Origin of the sequence: Chryseobacterium paridis (assembly GCF_016595215.1) — a bacterium.
GTDB lineage: Bacteria > Bacteroidota > Bacteroidia > Flavobacteriales > Weeksellaceae > Chryseobacterium > Chryseobacterium paridis.
This window is the reverse complement of sequence record NZ_JAENHK010000010.1, coordinates 1369547-1387553: the sequence shown is the minus strand read 5'-3', so window position 1 is coordinate 1387553 and position 18007 is coordinate 1369547. Positions and strand designations below refer to the sequence as shown.

The following is an 18007-nucleotide window of genomic DNA, read 5'->3' as shown; positions in this document are numbered from 1 at the left end:
AGTGTGTTGTTTATAGTGTCCATCCGATAATATAATTTTGATGTTTTATGGTTTTTATTTCAGTTTGGTTGATCCATAAATGATCCCCTTGTATATGTTCTACTTCGAAGTTTTTTGGATTTCCTTTCAGCCCGGTGCCCAGAAACTTTGCATAAGCTTCTTTAGCTACCCAAAACCGTGTGGTCCATTCTGCCTGATCCCGGTCTTTTAATAAAGCTAATTCTGCATTAGTAAATACCAGGTCATAAAATCCTGAACTGCGCTCTTCAATAGTTTCCATGTCAATTCCAACAGGGTTTCCATGACGGGCAATCGCTACAGCTTCTTTTCCTTTGTGGGCTAACGATACATGAATATCTTTTGTAATATCTCCGATCAGATAAGGTTTGCCGACATCATTTGAACCTATTTCAAATGTAATAGGGAAGCAGGCGTGATCTTTTTTCTGACGAAGAAGATTTCGTACAGCATCTTTCACCGCTACACGGCTCACCATCCAGCTCTTTTTCTTGTTGGGCAATAGCTGCTGCTGATATTGTTTTTCAGTCTGATTAAAATAACGTTTCAGAATAAAATCCCATGAAGCTACTCTGGTATAGGCCTGATGAAAGAAAAATACCTCAGGAGCAATTTCTTCAGAAAGACGGTTATGCAAAGGCGACATAGAAACACTCCATAATGCTGCATCGATTTCCAATCTTCTGTTTTGCCAACCTGTAATAGCACACCATACTTTTCCATCTCTTTTAAGTATGATGTTTGCTATAGCAAATTCGTCGTTAAGTTCCGTAAGCATACATGTACATTCAAAAATACTTTCCTGATCGTGCATGTCTTCAAAGAATTCAATATCTCTTATTTTTACAGGGAAGGCAATACGGTCTTTTGTTAATGTAAGCTGTAACCAAAGGCCGAATAATTGTCCTGCATTATCCAGTAAAGAGCCTTTACCACCATTTCCTTTGATTTTTCCGACAATACCTTTGGTTCCAACTGCTGAAACTTCAGTGATTCCCTGGTATTTCTCGCCATGGAACATATGCATATCGTAGATTTCTTCAGGGGTTCTCTCAATAGGTAAAAGATCACCGATTGAAAGATTGAAGACTGGTGTAGGAACAGGAGCTGATTTTAATACAACTTCTGCATTCACAAAGTTTTCAATATCCAAATAAGCATGATGATACGATCGCCATTCTCCTTTTACTGTTTTCTCAAAAGGTTTGGCCACATTCATCCATTGGAATACACTTACGTTCATAATTTTATGCACCTGTGTTCCCGGTATTTCTGCTTCAGCGATTTCTGCTAACTGCTCGAAAATCATTGTCATGGGAATAACGGGCTCCATGTCAGCTACATGTTCCCATCCTTTAGGTTGTCTTAGCAAGCTATGATCAATAAGGTAAGGGTGGGTATTCAGGTTGACATGCAGAGATTTTGAAAAGTTTGTACTTGCAGGTACTTTAGGTACCGCAGATTTCAGCGTCGTGATTTGTGGGCGATTTTGGAAAAGCGTTAATACTTCTTCCTGCATGCGCATGATATCTGCAACATTTTCCTGAAATGCCTGAACAAGAGGATGACCTGTTTTAGTTGCAATAGCGGAAATGTTGTGTTGTCTTGGTGCTTCAAAAGATTGCGCTAAGGTCTTTATTTCTTTAAAATCACGGATAATTGGTGATCCTAATTGCAATTTTATGCCCTTCCCGGAAGATTTCTTCGAAGGGGTATGAATATTCAAAAAGTCAAGTGCAACTATTTTACCTTCAGCAAATAGTGCCGCGACTACACGTTGTAACTGAGCTAATGCAGATCGGGTAGGTACACTGGAAGCAATGGTACTGAAAGCTTTTCCTTTCAAAGTATCATCGATGAAGCCAATTAGCCCTCCGGTTCCAACCTGAATAAAGAATCTTGCTCCCTCTTCATACAATGTATCTGTAAGTTCACGGAAACGAACAGGTTGAACCAGATGTTCCGCACTTAGTTTTTCGATAGCCCCCTGATCATTCGGATATGGCGCAAGCGTTGTTGCAGACCATAATGGGATCTTTGTCTGTTGAAATTTAGCTTTTTCCATTCCTGCTAAAATCACATCAATTTTATCTGCGATAAAAGGAGAGTGAAAGCCTGACTGGAATGGTAAAATCTGATGAAAGATCTGTTTTGATTTTAATATTGGAACCAATTCATCCAGAGCAGTATTACTACCACAAAGAATGACCTGATTAGGACAGTTATCATTAGAAATATATACGTTTGGAATTTCAGCAATGATAGGGGTGATGATATCTATGCCCGCACCTATAGCTATGAATTTTGAATCCTTTAATTCAAATGTTTCAGGATTAAGCACATCGATCAAAGCTTTTACAGAATTGACTTCCGCTAATTCAGAAGAGTAACCCGCGAGCCATTCTCCTAAGCTATGTCCTGCATTCATATCAGGTATGATTCCCAGCTTTTTTAAAGAACCATCGAGTATGCTGCATCTGTTGAATGTAGCAAGTGCATCGGTTAATAGACCTTCGCCTTCCATTTCGATGGGTTCCGTTAATCCGAAATAACGGCTTACACTTTCTACTTCACCTTTTGCAAGGCCATCCAGTCCCGGAAATACAAAAGCTACTTTCCCACCATCCTGTAATAATGGAGTTGAGGTATACCAAATATCTTGTTTGTTGCGCCAAGGTCTGTCCTTGGAAGCAATTTTAATGGCTTTTTCTATTCTTTCTGGTGTAGGATCAAATAAAGCAATCCTATAATTTCCTTCACCTATTGTGGTTTCATGATTGTGTAATGCAGAAAGTAATTCTTCATGTGTTGGTCTTGCCAGTAGTAAGACATTGTCTTTTTTAGGCATATCATATCCTTCAAGAACCACATGTGCATTAATACCTCCGAATCCGAAAGCATTCACTGCTGCTACCTTCGGTAAACCTGTTTTTGACCAGCTTTTAGCTTCCTGTACAGGAGCAAAACGAGTGTGTTGCATGTCAGCGACAGGATTTTCGCAGTATAATGTTGGAGGTAGTGTATCATGATGTAATGCCAGACAGGTTTTTATTAAACCTGCGATACCTGCTGCCGGCATTGCATGTCCTATATTCGATTTTACAGATCCGATACCAGCTACAGGATCAGTTTCTTCTTTACCAAAAAACTGAGCGAGTGTCTGAAGTTCTGTTTTATCTCCAAGTGGTGTTCCTGTGCCATGAGCCTCAAGATAACCAATCTGTTTTTCATCCAGATCTGCATTGATCCAGGCTTGTTTCAAGGCTTTTAGCTGACCTTTAACGGACGGGCTCATAACGCTGGTGCCATTACCATCACTACTTACACCCACTCCTTTAATGACAGCATAGATTTTATCCTGATCTCTTACAGCATCTTCTAATCGCTTTAGAACAACAAAACCACAGCCTTCTCCGATTAAGAGTCCGTCTGCATCCATACTGAATGGCTTGATCTGCTCCTGATGAGACATGGCTCCTAACTGGGCAAAAATACTCCAGAAAGCAGCATTTTGTCCCGTATGTACACCTCCTGCTATTACCATATCACAACGCTCACGATGAAGTTCCTGTACAGCATGATCTACTGCAAGCAGAGCACTGGCGCAAGCAGCATCTACAGTAAAGGCGGCGCCTCCCAAATTGAATCGGTTAGCCACCAAAGAAGCTACGAGGTTAGGAATTAGTCCCATTGCAGTATCGGCTGCGAAACGTCCTTTACGTTCCTGAAAAGCATGCTTTACCTTTTCAATATCTGCTGAAGATACTTCTGGTAAGAGCTCTTGAAGTAGTGAAGAAATTTGCTCACCGGTTCTCACAATTTCGATAGCACGGGTAGCTCCCGGTCCGGTATAGTTTCCTTTACCAATAATGATCCCGGTTTTTTCAAGAGAAGTATTCTTTTGAAATACACCTGCATCTTCCAGGGCTTTTTGTACCAGATCAAGAGTAAGCAAATGATCAGGTTCTGTCCCTTCAACAGCCAGAGGTAAAATACCAAAAGCAGTAGGGTCAAATTCATAGTCAGGGATAAATCCACCGCGTTTGCAATAAAAACGATCAACAGGGCTTGTAGCATCACTAAAGTGGACCGGATCTATCCTGTCAGCAGGAGCTAACTGAGTAGAGTCAACTTTATTGATGATATTCTGCCAGAAAGTGTTGGCATCTTGTGCCCCGGGAAAGACACAAGATAATCCAATTACAGCAACATCTGTTTTTTTCATAATTAATTAATACAGAGGTTTACCAATTACTTCCTGACATGATCAGCACCTGGCTTTCCTTGCCATACTTGATCTCATTAAGGAAAATTTCTTTTCCCTGATCCAATGGAATTAAAGAAATACCACGACGCTCATATTCTGTTTCCAATGTAGATGAAACCATTCCTGCTCCTTTCCATGGACCCCAATTGATGGAAATTACTTTTCCTTTTAACTTTTTGTCCAACGCATTAGCATAATCATCCAGAACACTGTTTGCTGCTGCATAATCGGTCTGGCCTTTATTACCATATACGGATGCTATACTTGAGAAAAGAACAACAAACTGGCAATCCTGACGTAGCTGTTCAGCTAATACACGAAGCGGTTTTACCTTAGTATCGAATACGCGTCCAAAAGAACTGGTTGTTTTCTGCTTAAATAATTTGTCTTCCAATAGACCTGCCCCATGGATTACACCATCCAGACGATCGTATTGTTTATAAATAGTATTGATCAGTTCACTTAATCCATCCTCGTCGCATAGATCTAGTGATTGATATACTATTGTATTTCCAAGAATTTCCATATCACGGATTGTACGTAGGATTTGGTTGTTCTTAAAAACTTTTATGGTTTCTTTTTCTATTTCAGCAGGAGAAGTAAATTTTCCTGTTTTAATAAGGTAACTTCTTATTTCATCCTTGGTCTTCATCGCCTCAAATTCTCTCAGGTTTGCTTCCTCCTTTCTCGGATCTGCAGACCTTCCCACAAGAATATAAGTACATGGATAAGCTTCAGACATATGCTTAACGAGTTCCGAAGTAATTCCCTGTGCACCTCCAAGAACCAGGACAACTGATTTTTGATCCAATTGAATATTGGCTTCTCCGAGACTTGTTGATAATGGAGACGGGATGATATCTACTTTGTGTCGTTGATCATTTTTATAAATAACTTCAGCAGATTTATCAGTGCTTAAAATTTCTTTTAAAGCAATTTCTGCAATTTGATCAAGATCTTGAGGAGTACTCAGGTTGATCAATCTACATGAAGTATCTTCATATTCTCTGGCAAGACTTTTGAAAAAACCAGGATAGCCTTGATAATGACGTAATACCCGAGTGTCAGTTAACTCCTGAAGATGTGCCGGAATATCAGATATCAGATACACCCATTTAGCTTTATCAAAATCCAGTTTTTTGATCAGGTCAACATACTCAATAATGCTGTTTTTTACTTCAGATGAGAAGATATCAAGAATAATAAGACCATCGAAATTTTTAAGATCGTCTTCCATTTCGATCACTTCTCCGATAGCTCCACATTTTTCAAGTATATTTTTGATTGCTAATGTTTCTATAATGGTAGCTGGAGTAATGGCAAAACGTTTTCCTTTTATGAGTTCAGTATTCTGTATTGCAGAAACGTCGCTTGGCATTAAATCAAAACGGAGACGTGATAACATACCTTGAGTTGGCTCAGTACTATTGATTTCATTAGTAGTTGTAGTATTGTTCTCACTCACTTCACCATTCATTTCATGGATCCAGGTTGCTAATCCGTTCAGGGTTTTGATAGCCGCTAATTTTTCCATAAGGTCATCGGCTTGCTCCAGATCTCCTCCAAAACCGATTTTGGTTTTAAGATCTCCGATAATTTCCATACGCTTGATAGAATCGATACTTAGATCTGCTTCCAAATCTAAATCTAATCCTAGCATTTCTTTTGGATAGCCTGTTTTTTCACTTACAATATCCAGAATGGCTGTTTGAAGTTCTTGAAGAGAAAATGCAGATGAATTGCCTGGTTGTGAACTTGGAGTTTCAGCTGATACGCTTTTTTCAGATGAAACAGCAGCTCCTGAATTTTCCGTAAGCCATGATACTAAACCATTTAAAGTTTTTATCGCAGCCAATTGCTCCATGATCGTGTCTTCATTAGCTTGATTAGTGGAAAGGGTTCCTAATTCATTTCGAAGTGTTCCTATGATTTCAACTCTTTTGATAGAGTCAATACTAAGATCAGCTTCAAGGTCCATTTCCATTCCAAGCATTTCATGAGGATATCCTGTTTTCTCGCTAACTACTTGTAGCAATACAGATTTAATATCTTTTGCAGGGGCTTGTACGGTTTGGGTAATAGCAGCAGGTTTTTCCTGGTGAATCGTTTGAGCAGGAATCGTTGCTAAACGTTCGTTTGCAGGTGCTGCTACCGGTGAAGTATAGACAGGTGCAGGGTTGAGTTGAGGATTCTGTCCCATAAAGGAAAGCATCACATCCCGTTGCGCCTGTATCATTAGTTTCATACTATTTAAATATTCCTGCAACATGCGTTCAGCCGTAGATTGGGCTTCAGTGGATGTTGCCTGGTGATTGGTAAAATTGTTCATGTGAAGAGGAGTTAAAATTGGTAATGCACCATTGGCCGGAAGCGAACCTGTCGTTGGATGGGCAGCTTGTCCGTTAACACGCCAAATGGCAGGATTTTTCTTATAGAGATCAGGCTGATCAATATGGATAAATCTGGTGTTACGACCGTCGAATAGTTTATCGATATCAAAGTTGCGGCCTGTACCCAGATATTGAGCAAGCATACAAAGGAGATGGGTAATTTTGTTACGGTTGCTGTCTTCTACAAACAACGATAAATGATCATTGTTTAAACAAGCGTCAGTCAATCCTGTAAGTACTTTTCCTGGTCCTACCTCGATGAATATTCTTGCCCCATCGTTATACATAGCCTGGATCTCTTCTACAAATCTTACTGGCTGTACCAGATGATTGGTAAGTCTTTCTTTTATTTCCGATGGAATTGTCGGATATGGAGTTGCAGTAGTATTCGACCAAACCGGAATTTGCATTTCCCCAAAAGGAACGTCTTCTAATACTGCGTTATATAAGTTTTTAGATTTCGCAAGTAACGGACTGTGGAATGCGCAGGCAACCTCCAGTTTTTTTGCAGAAATTCCTTCCTGTCTAAGGACTTCCATGAGTTTGTTAATCGATTCAGTACCCCCTGCAATAACGCATTGATTAGGTGTATTAAAATTAACAGGATAGCATCCTTCTACTTTTTCAAGAATAGGTTGTAAGCGTTCTTTGGTTGCACTTGCAGCTAGCATAGTTCCAGGATCGCCTCCTTCTACTGAATCCAAAATAGCGTGAGCACGTTGGATACTCAGGTCAACTAATTTTTCTTCCCCAAATACACCTGAGAAACATAAGGCTGGTAATTCACCATAACTATGACCTGCCAGCATATCAGGAACGATACCCAGTGACTGTAAAAGTTTAGCTAAAGCAAGATCAACGATACCTAAAATAGGTTGTGCTAATCGGGTATCTTTAATGGTTTCCTTTTGTTTTTTTAGAGAATCATTATCAAAAGTCGTTGATGGGAACACTACTTTTTCAAGTTCAGGATAATCATCAATTAACTTACGCATGGCTGGAAAAACGACAAATAAGTCACGAGCCATATTGATTCTTTGGCTCCCTTGTCCCGGGAATGTAAAGGCTACTTTACCTTCGCGTTTATTAACGGTGAAAGTATCTTTGGTTTCAATACCGGACAGCAATAATTCGATTTTCATCATCAGATCTTCTGCTGTGTCAGCAACAATGCTAAGCTGAATAGGCTTTTCTGATCCCGTAGTTAAACTGTATGCGATATCTTTTAAAGGAATTCCGTCATTTACTTCTAGTAAAGATTTGATTTGACCCACTTGCTTTTCAGCTTCTTCATAAGTGTCTCCACGGAACACAAATAGTTCCGATGGCCAGGATTGTAAAGTAACCGCCTCTTTTTCTGTAGGATGGTTGGCAATAACTGTATGGAAATTCGTTCCACCAAAACCAAAAGCACTGATTCCCGCATAACGGTTTTTATCACCCCAAAGTCCACTTTCAGCATAAAATGCGAATGGGCTTGTTTGCGAGTTATAATAAGCGTTAGGTTTTTGAAGATGAAGAGTAGGAGGTTTTACACCGTGGTATACTGCTAATGATGCTTTGATAAGTCCAGCTAATCCAGCCGCACATTTGGTATGTCCGATCTGCGTCTTTACAGATCCTAAGTGAGTCTGACCTGGCAAAGCACCTGAACGGCTAAATAAATTGGTAAGTGCGCTCAATTCTGTTTTATCTCCAACTACTGTTCCTGTTCCGTGGGCTTCTACTAAACCAACAGCTGCAGGACTAATACCAGCTTGGGCATAGGCACGTTCTAATGCACGTACCTGACCTATTTTTCGAGGAGCAGTAAGTCCCAGTGCTTTTCCATCACTGGATCCACCCACGCCTTTGATAACAGAATAAATACGGTCACCATCGTTTACAGCATCCTCATATCGTTTTAAAACAAGGATTGCGATACCTTCGCCAAGGGCAATACCATCAGCTTCATTATCGAATGTAGCACATCTGCCTTTTCGGGAAAGTGCATGAGTACTGGAAAACATCAGGTAATCATTAATCCCATTATGTAAATCTGCTCCACCGGCAAGTACCATATCTGATTTACCTAAGACAAGTTCCTGACAAGCCAGGTCGATAGCGGCCAGAGAAGAAGCACAAGCAGCATCTACAGTAAAGTTTCTTCCACCAAGATCCAGACGGTTTGTAATTCGTCCGGCAATAACATTAGCTAAAATACCAGGGAAAGAATCTTCCGTCGTGTGCGGAAATGCCTCTTTTACTTCTTCGTGAAGTTCTCCGAAAACTTGTTTGTAATATCCTCTGAAGCTATAGCTGTTGGCCAGGTCATTACCTCCTTCAGCACCTATAATTACAGAGATGTTTTCTCTATTGACACGTTTTTCAGCGTATCCCGCATCCTCCATTGCACGTTTGGCCACCAATAAAGTTAGCAACTGGGTTGGTTCAATCGCGGCAAGGGACTGCGGAGGGATCCCGAATGTAAGGGGATCGAAATCTATTTTCGGAATAAATCCTCCCCATTTGGAGTGGGATACGTCCGGTCCATCTGAATCCGGATGGTAGTAAAGGTCTTTATTCCAACGTTCATCAGGAACTTCGGTTACACTATCTTTTCCAAGAATAATGTTACGCCAGTATTCTTCCAGGTTCTTAGCTCCAGGGAAGATACATTCCATACCAATGATGGCAACGTCTATTGGTTTTTCGGCTGATACCGGTTCTTCCGGTAATGCTGCCTGTTGAATATATTCGTAATTATCTACTGCTACATCGTGGTGAAGATCCTCAATAGAGATCACGCGGTCATGCATTGTGGCAATCTGCCCGATCATGTACATACCCAGATCAAGTTGCTCATTTTTAGGGATGCTGACAAGTTTGTCACCTTGACGTTCTACCCCCTTAGCGGCAATCCTTAAACGGCCCACATTTAATTTTTCAAGTTCTTCCCAAACTTCTTTTTTATCTTTTCCGGCTGCCAGAAGCTTTGCTTTCTCACTATTAAAGTGCTTGGCAAATACTGTATTTAAACAACGGGTCTCGTGTCCTGGTGCTGTTTCTAATAAAACAGTATCTTTTGCCTGTAGGGCTTGCAATTGGAATTCCTCCTGAATGGCTCCGTTAATTACTGCTTCGTGAGTGTAGAGATAAGCAGTTCCCATTAATACACCAACTTTTACTCCTCTGGCTGCAAGTGGCGCTGCCATGATGGAAACGAAAGCTGTTGAAAATGCATTATGAATTCCACCAGCAAAAAATACGCTGATATTTTCAGGATGATCTTCTTTTAAAATACGTTCAATTTGTTTCTCCCATAGTACCATGCTGGAAAGCGGTCCTACGTGACCACCGCATTCACGACCTTCAAAGATGAAGTTTCTGGCTCCTTCTTTTAAGAAGATGTCGAGTAGAGCAGGAGATGGAACGTGTAAGAAGGTTTTTATACCTGCCTTTTCAAATACTTTGGCTTGTGCTGGTCTTCCTCCTGCTATCAGAACTACCGGAGGTTTTGCTTCTAATATATATGATGTTTGTTCTTCTCTGAGTTCCTGAGGAGCAAATCCTAAAATACCAACACCCCATGTTTTTTCGCCAGCAAGTTTTTTACTGTCCATTACCAGGGCTTTGGCTTGCTCACCTTTAAGTAGAGATAAAGCTACGAATGGTAAAGCTCCTGCTTCAGCTACGGCATTGGCAAAGGCCGGAACATCGCTTACGCGGGTCATTGGTCCTTGTGCGATAGGGTAGCGTAATCCAAGATCTTTAGCCAGAATATTATCCTGATCGATCACCTGAAGAGCTTTGGCTTGTTTCAGGTGTCCGTACATGGCTTCCTTGAATCCAAAGACCATCTTTTTAAGCGTTTTGAAATCTTCATATAGATCCACCGCTAGCGAAATGTCTTGTCCCATCGGGATGTAGCTTTTGCTGAGGTCCAGATCATTAAAATACTGTCTGAGTTCTTCAGCGCCGACATTTTCCGGTAAGGAAGGTGAATTGGGCCTTACCAGTACACGGTGGTTAGCTATAATTTTGGTCTCCGTTCCATTAAGTTTTGAGCATAGCTCTTTAATTTCTTTTGGAACAGCGCTTTCAGGAAAGAGTGCTAATTGGCTGTCTAATACAATGCCGGTAGCTCCCAGCGCTTTTACTGCTGCTGCTGTATGAAGTCCAATTCCTCCCTGTACCCAAACAGGTATTGTATTTATTTCCTTGATTACACGTTGGAATAATACAAATGTTGATTCGTAGCCTACTGATCCACCAGCTTCATTTCCTTTGATAATGATGCCTTTAGCTCCCAATTGTTCAGCTTGTCTGGCTTCTTCTAAAGTGCTTATCTGATAGATTACAGGCAGATTTGAAAAAAGATTGATTGAAACTCCAAACGGCAGAATAACAAAATTTACTTTTTCAGGGATCCGGAGTGATATAAATGTGTCGTCAGACAGACAAATACCGCAAGAGGGAATGTTGGTCTGTTCGAGTTGATTCAACGCTTCCTGAGCGATTGTCAAGCTATCTCCTAAACTCAAAATAGGAAATGCACCAGCTTGATGCAATTTGGACATAAGGGCGACATCAGGCTTTTCAAAAGGCGTTAGTCCAAAAATAGTTATGTTTTTCATGGCATTTATGGTATTGAAGTAGTAAAAATAAATTCAATAATAAAACGCTAATATTAATATTAATAGCGATTGTTTTTATGGCGGAATAAAAGTAGTTAATTTATACTATATATTTAACAATAAATGCAATTTTTTAATAATTAATTCACAATAATATGTTAATTGGCTAATTATCATTAAAATATATGATTTATTTTTCTTGTTTTTGTAAACAATAGGGCATGGGTGGTCTGGTTAACTATAAATGATTATAATTAAGTATTGTTTAACAAATATAAGAATAAAAAGTATAATATTTCATCGGTAGGAGATATGTTCTTTAATATTACAAAATCATAATATAAAAATAGGAGCATATCAGGGGAAAATGGACTTGCTGAAGATGAAATAATTAGTTGTTTTTAGTATAAAGATGGACACATCACTCCACTTAATTTAGTATCTAAATAATACTAATTATCTGTTATTCACATTTTATTCTTCGGAAAAATCTGGTACAATCTGATAATTCACAATTATAAATGATTATAATTATGAAGAATATTGTGCAAATATACAAATAAAAATTATATATTTCAACAAATAGGGATTTGTTTTTAGTGTTACAAAAACATAACATACTTACAAGGGTATATTGATGAAAATTAAGTCCATCCATTTTGTCCCAAGCTGGTCATGTTAAGCACATTTAATTCAACAATAATCTTTCAACAAAAATTTTCAATTTAAATAATAGAAAAAATGATTTATAACTCTTTAGAAATATGCTGATCTTTTATGTAATAGATGTACGTACTGTTTCCGGATTTAATAAATTAGCAGATTGACTTATTAAGAAAATCAGATAACTAATAATAAACTATGGAAGATTACAAAATTATAACCATAATCAGGCTACAGCATAATAGGTTTTTTTGGAGAGTAGGGAGTGCATACAAATTAATATTAGCATTTTTGTTGTTGGTGTCAGTTCCTATTTTTGGTCAGACGAATCATTCGATATTTAATGATCTGTATAGCCAGATCAAAGAAAAGAATTTTTTCAAAGCCCGTGAAATCTTTGGCAAGGCTGAGAAAAAGTTACCAATGGAATACCAGTATTTTACAGAAGCTGTGCTTTACAATGCGTTTAATAAACCTAAAGAATCCAATGAAAAAATACTGAAACTGGAATCATTAAAAAGAGTCCTTCCTGATTCGCTGATGCTTAAGATCTGGAATATTAAGGAAGATAATTATATGAAACAATATGATTATGCACAGGCAAAGAAAGCAGTAGAATTTGTTTTAGAGAAATATAATCATTTGCTTACTCAAGATGAAAAAGAGGATCTGATGAATAATCTCAAGATTTGGACTGCGTTGGAGGCTCAACCTAAGCAGCGGGTCACTATAACTGATAATACCCGACTCAAGATGGAAAGGGATGTTGCAACCCTAAAAAATCTGAAAGTAAGCGTAGGGGAGCAAACGATGAATTTTATTTTTGATACAGGGGCAAACATTTCTACAATTTCTGCAACAGCTGCCAAAAATCTGAAGATGAAAATTATTCCCGCGGGTATTGATGTAGACGCGATTACGGGTGTGTCCGTAAAAGCTGATCTGGCAATCTGTGAAAAACTGACACTTGGAAATGTTATTGTGGAGAATGCTGTTTTTCTGGTATTTGCGGATAATGCACTCAGCTTTCCACAGATCAATTACCAGATCAACGGTATTCTGGGTTTTCCTGTTATTGAAGCAATGAAAGAGATACAAATAACGCAGGATGATTATTTTATGGTCCCCAACCAGGAAACGAAAATAAATACACAATCAAATATGGCTATTGATGGGTTGTCACCTCTTATTTTTATAGATGGGATGCATTTTACTTTTGATACCGGTGCTGATAGGACAATGTTATATGCTCCTTTTTATCAGAAGAATAAAAAAGATATAGATAAGCAATACAAGATAACTAAGATCAGTATGGGAGGTGCAGGAGGAAAGGTGGAACGGGACGGGTTTAATCTCAGTCATACTTTTAATATATTGGGAAAGAAAGTTGTTCTTAAGGATGTGAGTGTATTAAAAGATAGAATTAATAAGGAAACGGTATATGGAAATATAGGGCAGGATGTGATTCGTCAGTTTAATAAAATGACAATGAACTTTGATCATATGTTTATTAAATTTGATTAATACCATGAGTAAATAATTTAAAAATAATCCTTCCATATCTATTTCGGAGGGATTATTTTTTTAATGGATCAAAATATTTCGTAACATTTTTTTACAACACATAACAAATAGCTAAAATCTAAAGATTTGAAAAAGACAGATTTAGAAATAGAGTTTGAGTTAAAGTTGAAAGAGTACAAGCTTTTAATTTATAAAGTTTGCAGAATGTACACTAACGACCCCAATAATATTCAGGAATTGTATCAGGATATTATTATTCAGTTATGGAAGTCCTATCCGAAATTCAGAGGAGAGTCAAAGTTTAGTACATGGCTGTACAGGATTGCTATCAATACAGTTCTTGTAAGTCTTTCTAAACCTAAAAGGTCTCTTCAGATGAGTGAAGTAGAACTGCATAACATACAGGTGCCTTATGAAGAGGATATTGGACTCAAAGAAGAGCAGCATCAGCAGTTGTATGCTGCAATACAACAATTGAATGATGTAGAAAAATCAGTTGTAATGCTTTATCTCGAAGATAAATCCTATGAAGAAATGGAAGATATTTTAGGGATCAGCAATGCAACGTTGAGAGTAAAAATGAACAGAATTAAAGACAAATTAAGAACCTTAACAAACAACAAATAAGATGGAACTAGATGTATTAAAAAACAGCTGGAAGACTATTTCGGTAGATATAGACCAGAAAGAATTTGATGTTATTTCCGCTACAAGAAAGGAAATGGCATCTCCATTGGAGGCACTGAAAAAAAGAACAAAAAAGCAATTGATGGTCCTGCCCGCCCTTCTTGTTTTTTTAATTATTGTAGGAGTTACTGCAAAAGAAACGAATAAAAGCTTTTTTATATGGTTGGCTGCGGCTATTCTGCCCATATTGATCATTTATCATTATTTCAATTTAAAACTCATCAATGAACTGGAAATGATTAATGGTCCGGTGAAAAATGATATTGAAATCAAGATCACGAAGCTTATTAAAAGCAATGCTCATTATCTTATGGCAACGCGGATCCTTTTTCTGTTGCTGATTATTGCCTCTGAGATATTACTGAGGTATCACAGGATAGATTGGATTCAAGGGCTTGGCGTGCTGGCAAAAATTAACTTTCCTCTCCGGTTATGTATCTATGCGGGTATATTTGGACTTCACTATCTGATCAGTGAGTATACTTTTAACCTGTATTTCGGTAAATACTTAAAAAAACTGAAAGCGTTATTAGCTGAAATGCAATAAAACAATCCCTCTGTATTCCAGAGGGATTGTTATTTTCTTGAAGAATGGAATTATCTCCAATAATTATTCGCGGCAGCAATCGTTGCAAACTCGGTGGCGACTACCTGGCCAATAGCGATCAGCATTTCAGGGCTTTCGGCATATACGGGTCGTAGTTTCTCTCTTACTGCTACATCAGGCTGTGTTGCTTTAATGATAAGTCTTGCCATTTTTACTGCCAGTTGACGACCTTCTTCAGGTGAAGCAGTCAGTAATGAATTGTTTGGGATCAATTGAATAGGTTCTGACATTAGATATTGTTTTTATGTGTATACAAAGCTAGCAGACATAAATACTAAAAACAGTAACAAATGTTACATTATCTTATTTTTATTTTTCTTCCCTCCTGGAAGATTTTGTTGTCCAGCTCCAGTTTTCTCATCACTCTTGAAATAACTTCACGTGATGTTCCCAGGTCATCGGCAATGTTTTTATGGGTGATACTCAATTCTCCTGAGCCTGTATTTTCATTTTTTGTCTTCAGGTAATTCCAAAGCCGGTCTTCGAGTTTATAGCAAATGATCTGTTTTGTGGTTTCCAGTAGGTCATTATAATGCTTCTGAAACCCGTTAATGATCATATTGTTAAATGAAGGGTACTTGAGTGTCCATTCTTTTGCTTTTTCAATCGGTATCAGTAAGATTTTCGTTTCTTCTTCGGGAACCGCAGAAAAATCGATGGGCTGCTGACTGAATAAGTGTACGAAACTAAAAATGCATGATTCTTTTGGGGTAATGTAATATAATAAAAACTGTAAGCCATCTTCATTGCTGTATGCTTTTACATGGCCTTCTAAAACAATGGGTAAGTAGCGGGCCAATTGACCTTGTTTAACAATGAAATCATCAACAGCAAAAGTCTTTACAGTACTGAATTTTTCAATCTCTATTAAAAGTTCTTTACCAAAATCAGGTAAACAATTTTGCAATATATGGATATCTGTTTCCATTTCTGAAGAAGTTACAGAATAAAGATAAGATTAATAATTATTATCCAAAATTCTTTGAAGAACCGATTGAGACTGGCTGGGCTTTTGATTCTTAATCGCTTTAAACAATTGTTCATGTAAATGATGATTCATTGCAAAACGGCTGATTCCCTGTTTTTCTCTCGCAAGAAAAAAATTACGCATGATCAAGGTGAAGCTGTAATATAAATCAGATAATACAGTATTTAAAGAAGCTTTGGCAATCGCTGTATGAAAAGCAATATCGGCGTCAGCACAGAGCTGAGGATCTTCATTCTGAATGGCCAGCTTACGATTCTCTAAACATTGTTCGATCTCCTGAAGATGTTCCTCTGTGCGATTTTGTGCGGCCAATTTCACAATTTCCTTCTCCAGTAATCTCCTTACTGCATTGACGTCATCGAAATCCGCACGTCTTAAACGCTGCTCAATGCTGACCTCCTGGAAACTATTGTTGATAAAAGTTCCTGATCCCTGCTGCACCTTAAGAATCCCTGAAATAGCCATTGTTTTAATCGCTTCTCTGATACTTGAACGGCCTACACCATATAATTTCATCAGTTCAGGCTCGGAAGGTATCTTTTCCCCCGCTTTATATTTCCCTTGAGAAATATCTTTCTTTATCAGACTAATTACCTTTTCGTAAAGTTTCATGATTTGATTGAAATAACTGCTTTGCGCAAACATACGACATTTATAATAAACATCATTAAAATACATCGTAATTCTATTGTTTGTTAATTCGTTGAAAATATTATTTAGATGTAATATGTTGATTATCAATGTTTATTAGTGTTAATCATAAACATATGATGTTTAATAAAAACATATGATGTTTTGCTTTGAAATATCATATTTAAATTTTACATTTGTCTTAAATATTAATATAAAAAGATATGGCAACAACAAGACGTGGATTTCTTTCCGCAGCATCTTTATCAACCTTTGGTTTGATAACTGCATCAACAGGCCTAAATGCATTAGTTCCTAAAAAGGCTGAAACACCGATCAAAAAAGGGACATACGATCCCGAGATAGAAGAATTGGAAGATTTTGTATACGACATTGAAAATGGAAGCAAGGGCTGGGTAGGTCCCGGTGGTACTGCCAAAGAAGCCACTGTAGAGGAATTTCCTGTATCGCAAAGTATTGCAGGGGTAATTATGCGGTTGAACCCGGGCAGCTTCCGTGAATTGCACTGGCATTCTATAGCAGCAGAATGGGCATATGTATTAGAAGGAAGTGTACGTACAACTGTTGTTGCTCCGGATGGAACTACAGCAACAGATGATTTTGAAAAAGGTGATATCTGGTATTTCCCTAAAGGCCACGGGCATTGCTTACAGTGTATTGGAGATCAATCATGCCTGTTCTTATTGGTCTTTGACAATGGTCACTTTTCTGAATTTGGAACCTTCAGTTCCACAGACTGGATCAATCATCTCTCTCCTGAGATACTGGCACGCAATTCGGGGTTACCAGCAAATGCATTTGCATCTTCCCCTCATAAGGAACTTTATATTGGTACTGGTAAAATAGCTACAGCTAAAAAACCACAAAACATAGATCCCAATATACCTCCAAGTTATGCTGCCCATAAATTCCGCATGGAGACTGATGGTGTTTATGAAAAATATCCTGGCGGTTCTACCATAAAAGTATCTGCTCAGGAATTCCCTATTCAAAAGACTTTAACTGCTTTACGGATGGATATTGAACCAGGAGCAATCCGTGAATTGCACTGGCATCCTAATGCCGACGAATGGCAATACGTTATGAGCGGACAGGGAAATTTGAGTATTTTTGGTTCACATGGACGGGTAAAAACAATGCCTTATAAAAAAGGTATGGTTTCGTTTATCAAGCAAGGTTTTGGCCACTATATAGAAAACACCGGTACTGAAACCCTTAAATTGATTATTGTTTTCAACTCTGACGAATATCAGGATATATCACTGAATGACTGGTTGGCCTCCAATCCGGCTCAGCTTGTTGAAGATCATTTTGGAATTACACCAGCCCAGACGGCTAAAATAGCAAATCACAAAAAAGGAATTTTTTAGTTTTGCAAAGTATGTAAAAAAATATAAGGCTTCTGAGATCATATTTCAGAAGCCTTATTTAATGACAGCCCTTTTTAGATTCCACTCAGATTTAATTAGTTTCTAAGTTTCTAAAAGAATAAAATAAGAAATAGAAATATAAAAATAAAGTCATTGAGGCTCAGTTCGTACCGATAGTATTACCTTATTTTATGTGCTATTCTCTTAGTTTGAAATTGTTTTAGTC

9 protein-coding genes are annotated in these 18007 nt (G+C 38.1%); 4 read left to right on the top strand and 5 right to left on the bottom strand.

From position 1 onward, the window contains the following. Positions 1 to 10: 10 nt before the first annotated feature. Positions 11 to 4243, bottom strand: coding sequence for a type I polyketide synthase (locus JHL15_RS15755; protein WP_200247248.1), 4233 nt, complete (start codon positions 4241 to 4243; stop codon positions 11 to 13). A gap of 19 nt (positions 4244 to 4262) precedes the next feature. Further along, a complete protein-coding gene (locus tag JHL15_RS15750) occupies positions 4263 to 11291 on the bottom strand; it encodes a type I polyketide synthase (protein ID WP_200247246.1) in 7029 nt (2342 codons plus the stop codon). An 861-nt stretch (positions 11292 to 12152) separates the two neighbouring features. On the opposite strand from JHL15_RS15750, the gene JHL15_RS15745 reads away from it, so the two are divergent. The 3 genes from JHL15_RS15745 (at position 12153) to JHL15_RS15735 (ending at position 14712) form a co-directional block, all read left to right on the top strand. After that, a complete protein-coding gene (locus JHL15_RS15745) occupies positions 12153 to 13478 on the top strand; it encodes a retropepsin-like aspartic protease (protein WP_200247245.1) in 1326 nt (441 codons plus the stop codon). A 126-nt stretch (positions 13479 to 13604) separates the two neighbouring features. Next, positions 13605 to 14105 carry an RNA polymerase sigma factor gene (locus JHL15_RS15740; RefSeq protein WP_200247243.1) on the top strand — a complete coding sequence of 167 codons (501 nt, stop codon included), beginning with the start codon at positions 13605 to 13607 and terminating at the stop codon, positions 14103 to 14105. A gap of 1 nt (position 14106) precedes the next feature. Next, positions 14107 to 14712 (top strand): hypothetical protein, encoded by a 606-nt coding sequence (locus JHL15_RS15735; protein WP_200247241.1) that lies wholly within the window; start codon positions 14107 to 14109, stop codon positions 14710 to 14712. Between the two features lie 50 nt (positions 14713 to 14762). Here the strand turns inward: JHL15_RS15735 and JHL15_RS15730 are convergent, their stop codons facing one another. The 3 genes from JHL15_RS15730 to JHL15_RS15720 all read right to left on the bottom strand — a co-directional run bounded on the left by JHL15_RS15730 (position 14763) and on the right by JHL15_RS15720 (position 16372). Then, entirely contained in the window at positions 14763 to 15002 is a 240-nt protein-coding gene (locus tag JHL15_RS15730; RefSeq protein WP_200247240.1) for a hexameric tyrosine-coordinated heme protein, read from the bottom strand. A gap of 68 nt (positions 15003 to 15070) precedes the next feature. Next, positions 15071 to 15700 carry a Crp/Fnr family transcriptional regulator gene (locus JHL15_RS15725; RefSeq protein WP_200247238.1) on the bottom strand — a complete coding sequence of 210 codons (630 nt, stop codon included), beginning with the start codon at positions 15698 to 15700 and terminating at the stop codon, positions 15071 to 15073. 30 nt (positions 15701 to 15730) lie between these two features. Continuing rightward, positions 15731 to 16372: a FadR/GntR family transcriptional regulator gene (locus tag JHL15_RS15720; RefSeq protein ID WP_200247236.1), complete on the bottom strand. Its 642-nt coding sequence runs from the start codon at positions 16370 to 16372 to the stop codon at positions 15731 to 15733. A 242-nt stretch (positions 16373 to 16614) separates the two neighbouring features. Here JHL15_RS15720 and JHL15_RS15715 point away from each other — a divergent pair, with 242 nt between their 5' ends. Then, the gene (locus JHL15_RS15715; RefSeq protein WP_200247235.1) at positions 16615 to 17781 is read left to right on the top strand and encodes a cupin domain-containing protein; all 1167 of its coding nucleotides are present in this window, start codon (positions 16615 to 16617) and stop codon (positions 17779 to 17781) included. Positions 17782 to 18007 lie beyond the last annotated feature (226 nt).

What these genes read in the sequence shown, in the direction of transcription:
- JHL15_RS15755 (WP_200247248.1), bottom strand. Translation starts at nt 4,243, where the DNA reads ATGAAAAAAACAGATGTTGCTGTAATTGGATTATCTTGTGTCTTTCCC.
- JHL15_RS15750 (WP_200247246.1), bottom strand. Translation starts at nt 11,291, where the DNA reads ATGAAAAACATAACTATTTTTGGACTAACGCCTTTTGAAAAGCCTGAT.
- JHL15_RS15745 (WP_200247245.1), top strand. Translation starts at nt 12,153, where the DNA reads ATGGAAGATTACAAAATTATAACCATAATCAGGCTACAGCATAATAGG.
- JHL15_RS15735 (WP_200247241.1), top strand. Translation starts at nt 14,107, where the DNA reads ATGGAACTAGATGTATTAAAAAACAGCTGGAAGACTATTTCGGTAGAT.
- JHL15_RS15730 (WP_200247240.1), bottom strand. Translation starts at nt 15,002, where the DNA reads ATGTCAGAACCTATTCAATTGATCCCAAACAATTCATTACTGACTGCT.
- JHL15_RS15725 (WP_200247238.1), bottom strand. Translation starts at nt 15,700, where the DNA reads ATGGAAACAGATATCCATATATTGCAAAATTGTTTACCTGATTTTGGT.
- JHL15_RS15720 (WP_200247236.1), bottom strand. Translation starts at nt 16,372, where the DNA reads ATGAAACTTTACGAAAAGGTAATTAGTCTGATAAAGAAAGATATTTCT.
- JHL15_RS15715 (WP_200247235.1), top strand. Translation starts at nt 16,615, where the DNA reads ATGGCAACAACAAGACGTGGATTTCTTTCCGCAGCATCTTTATCAACC.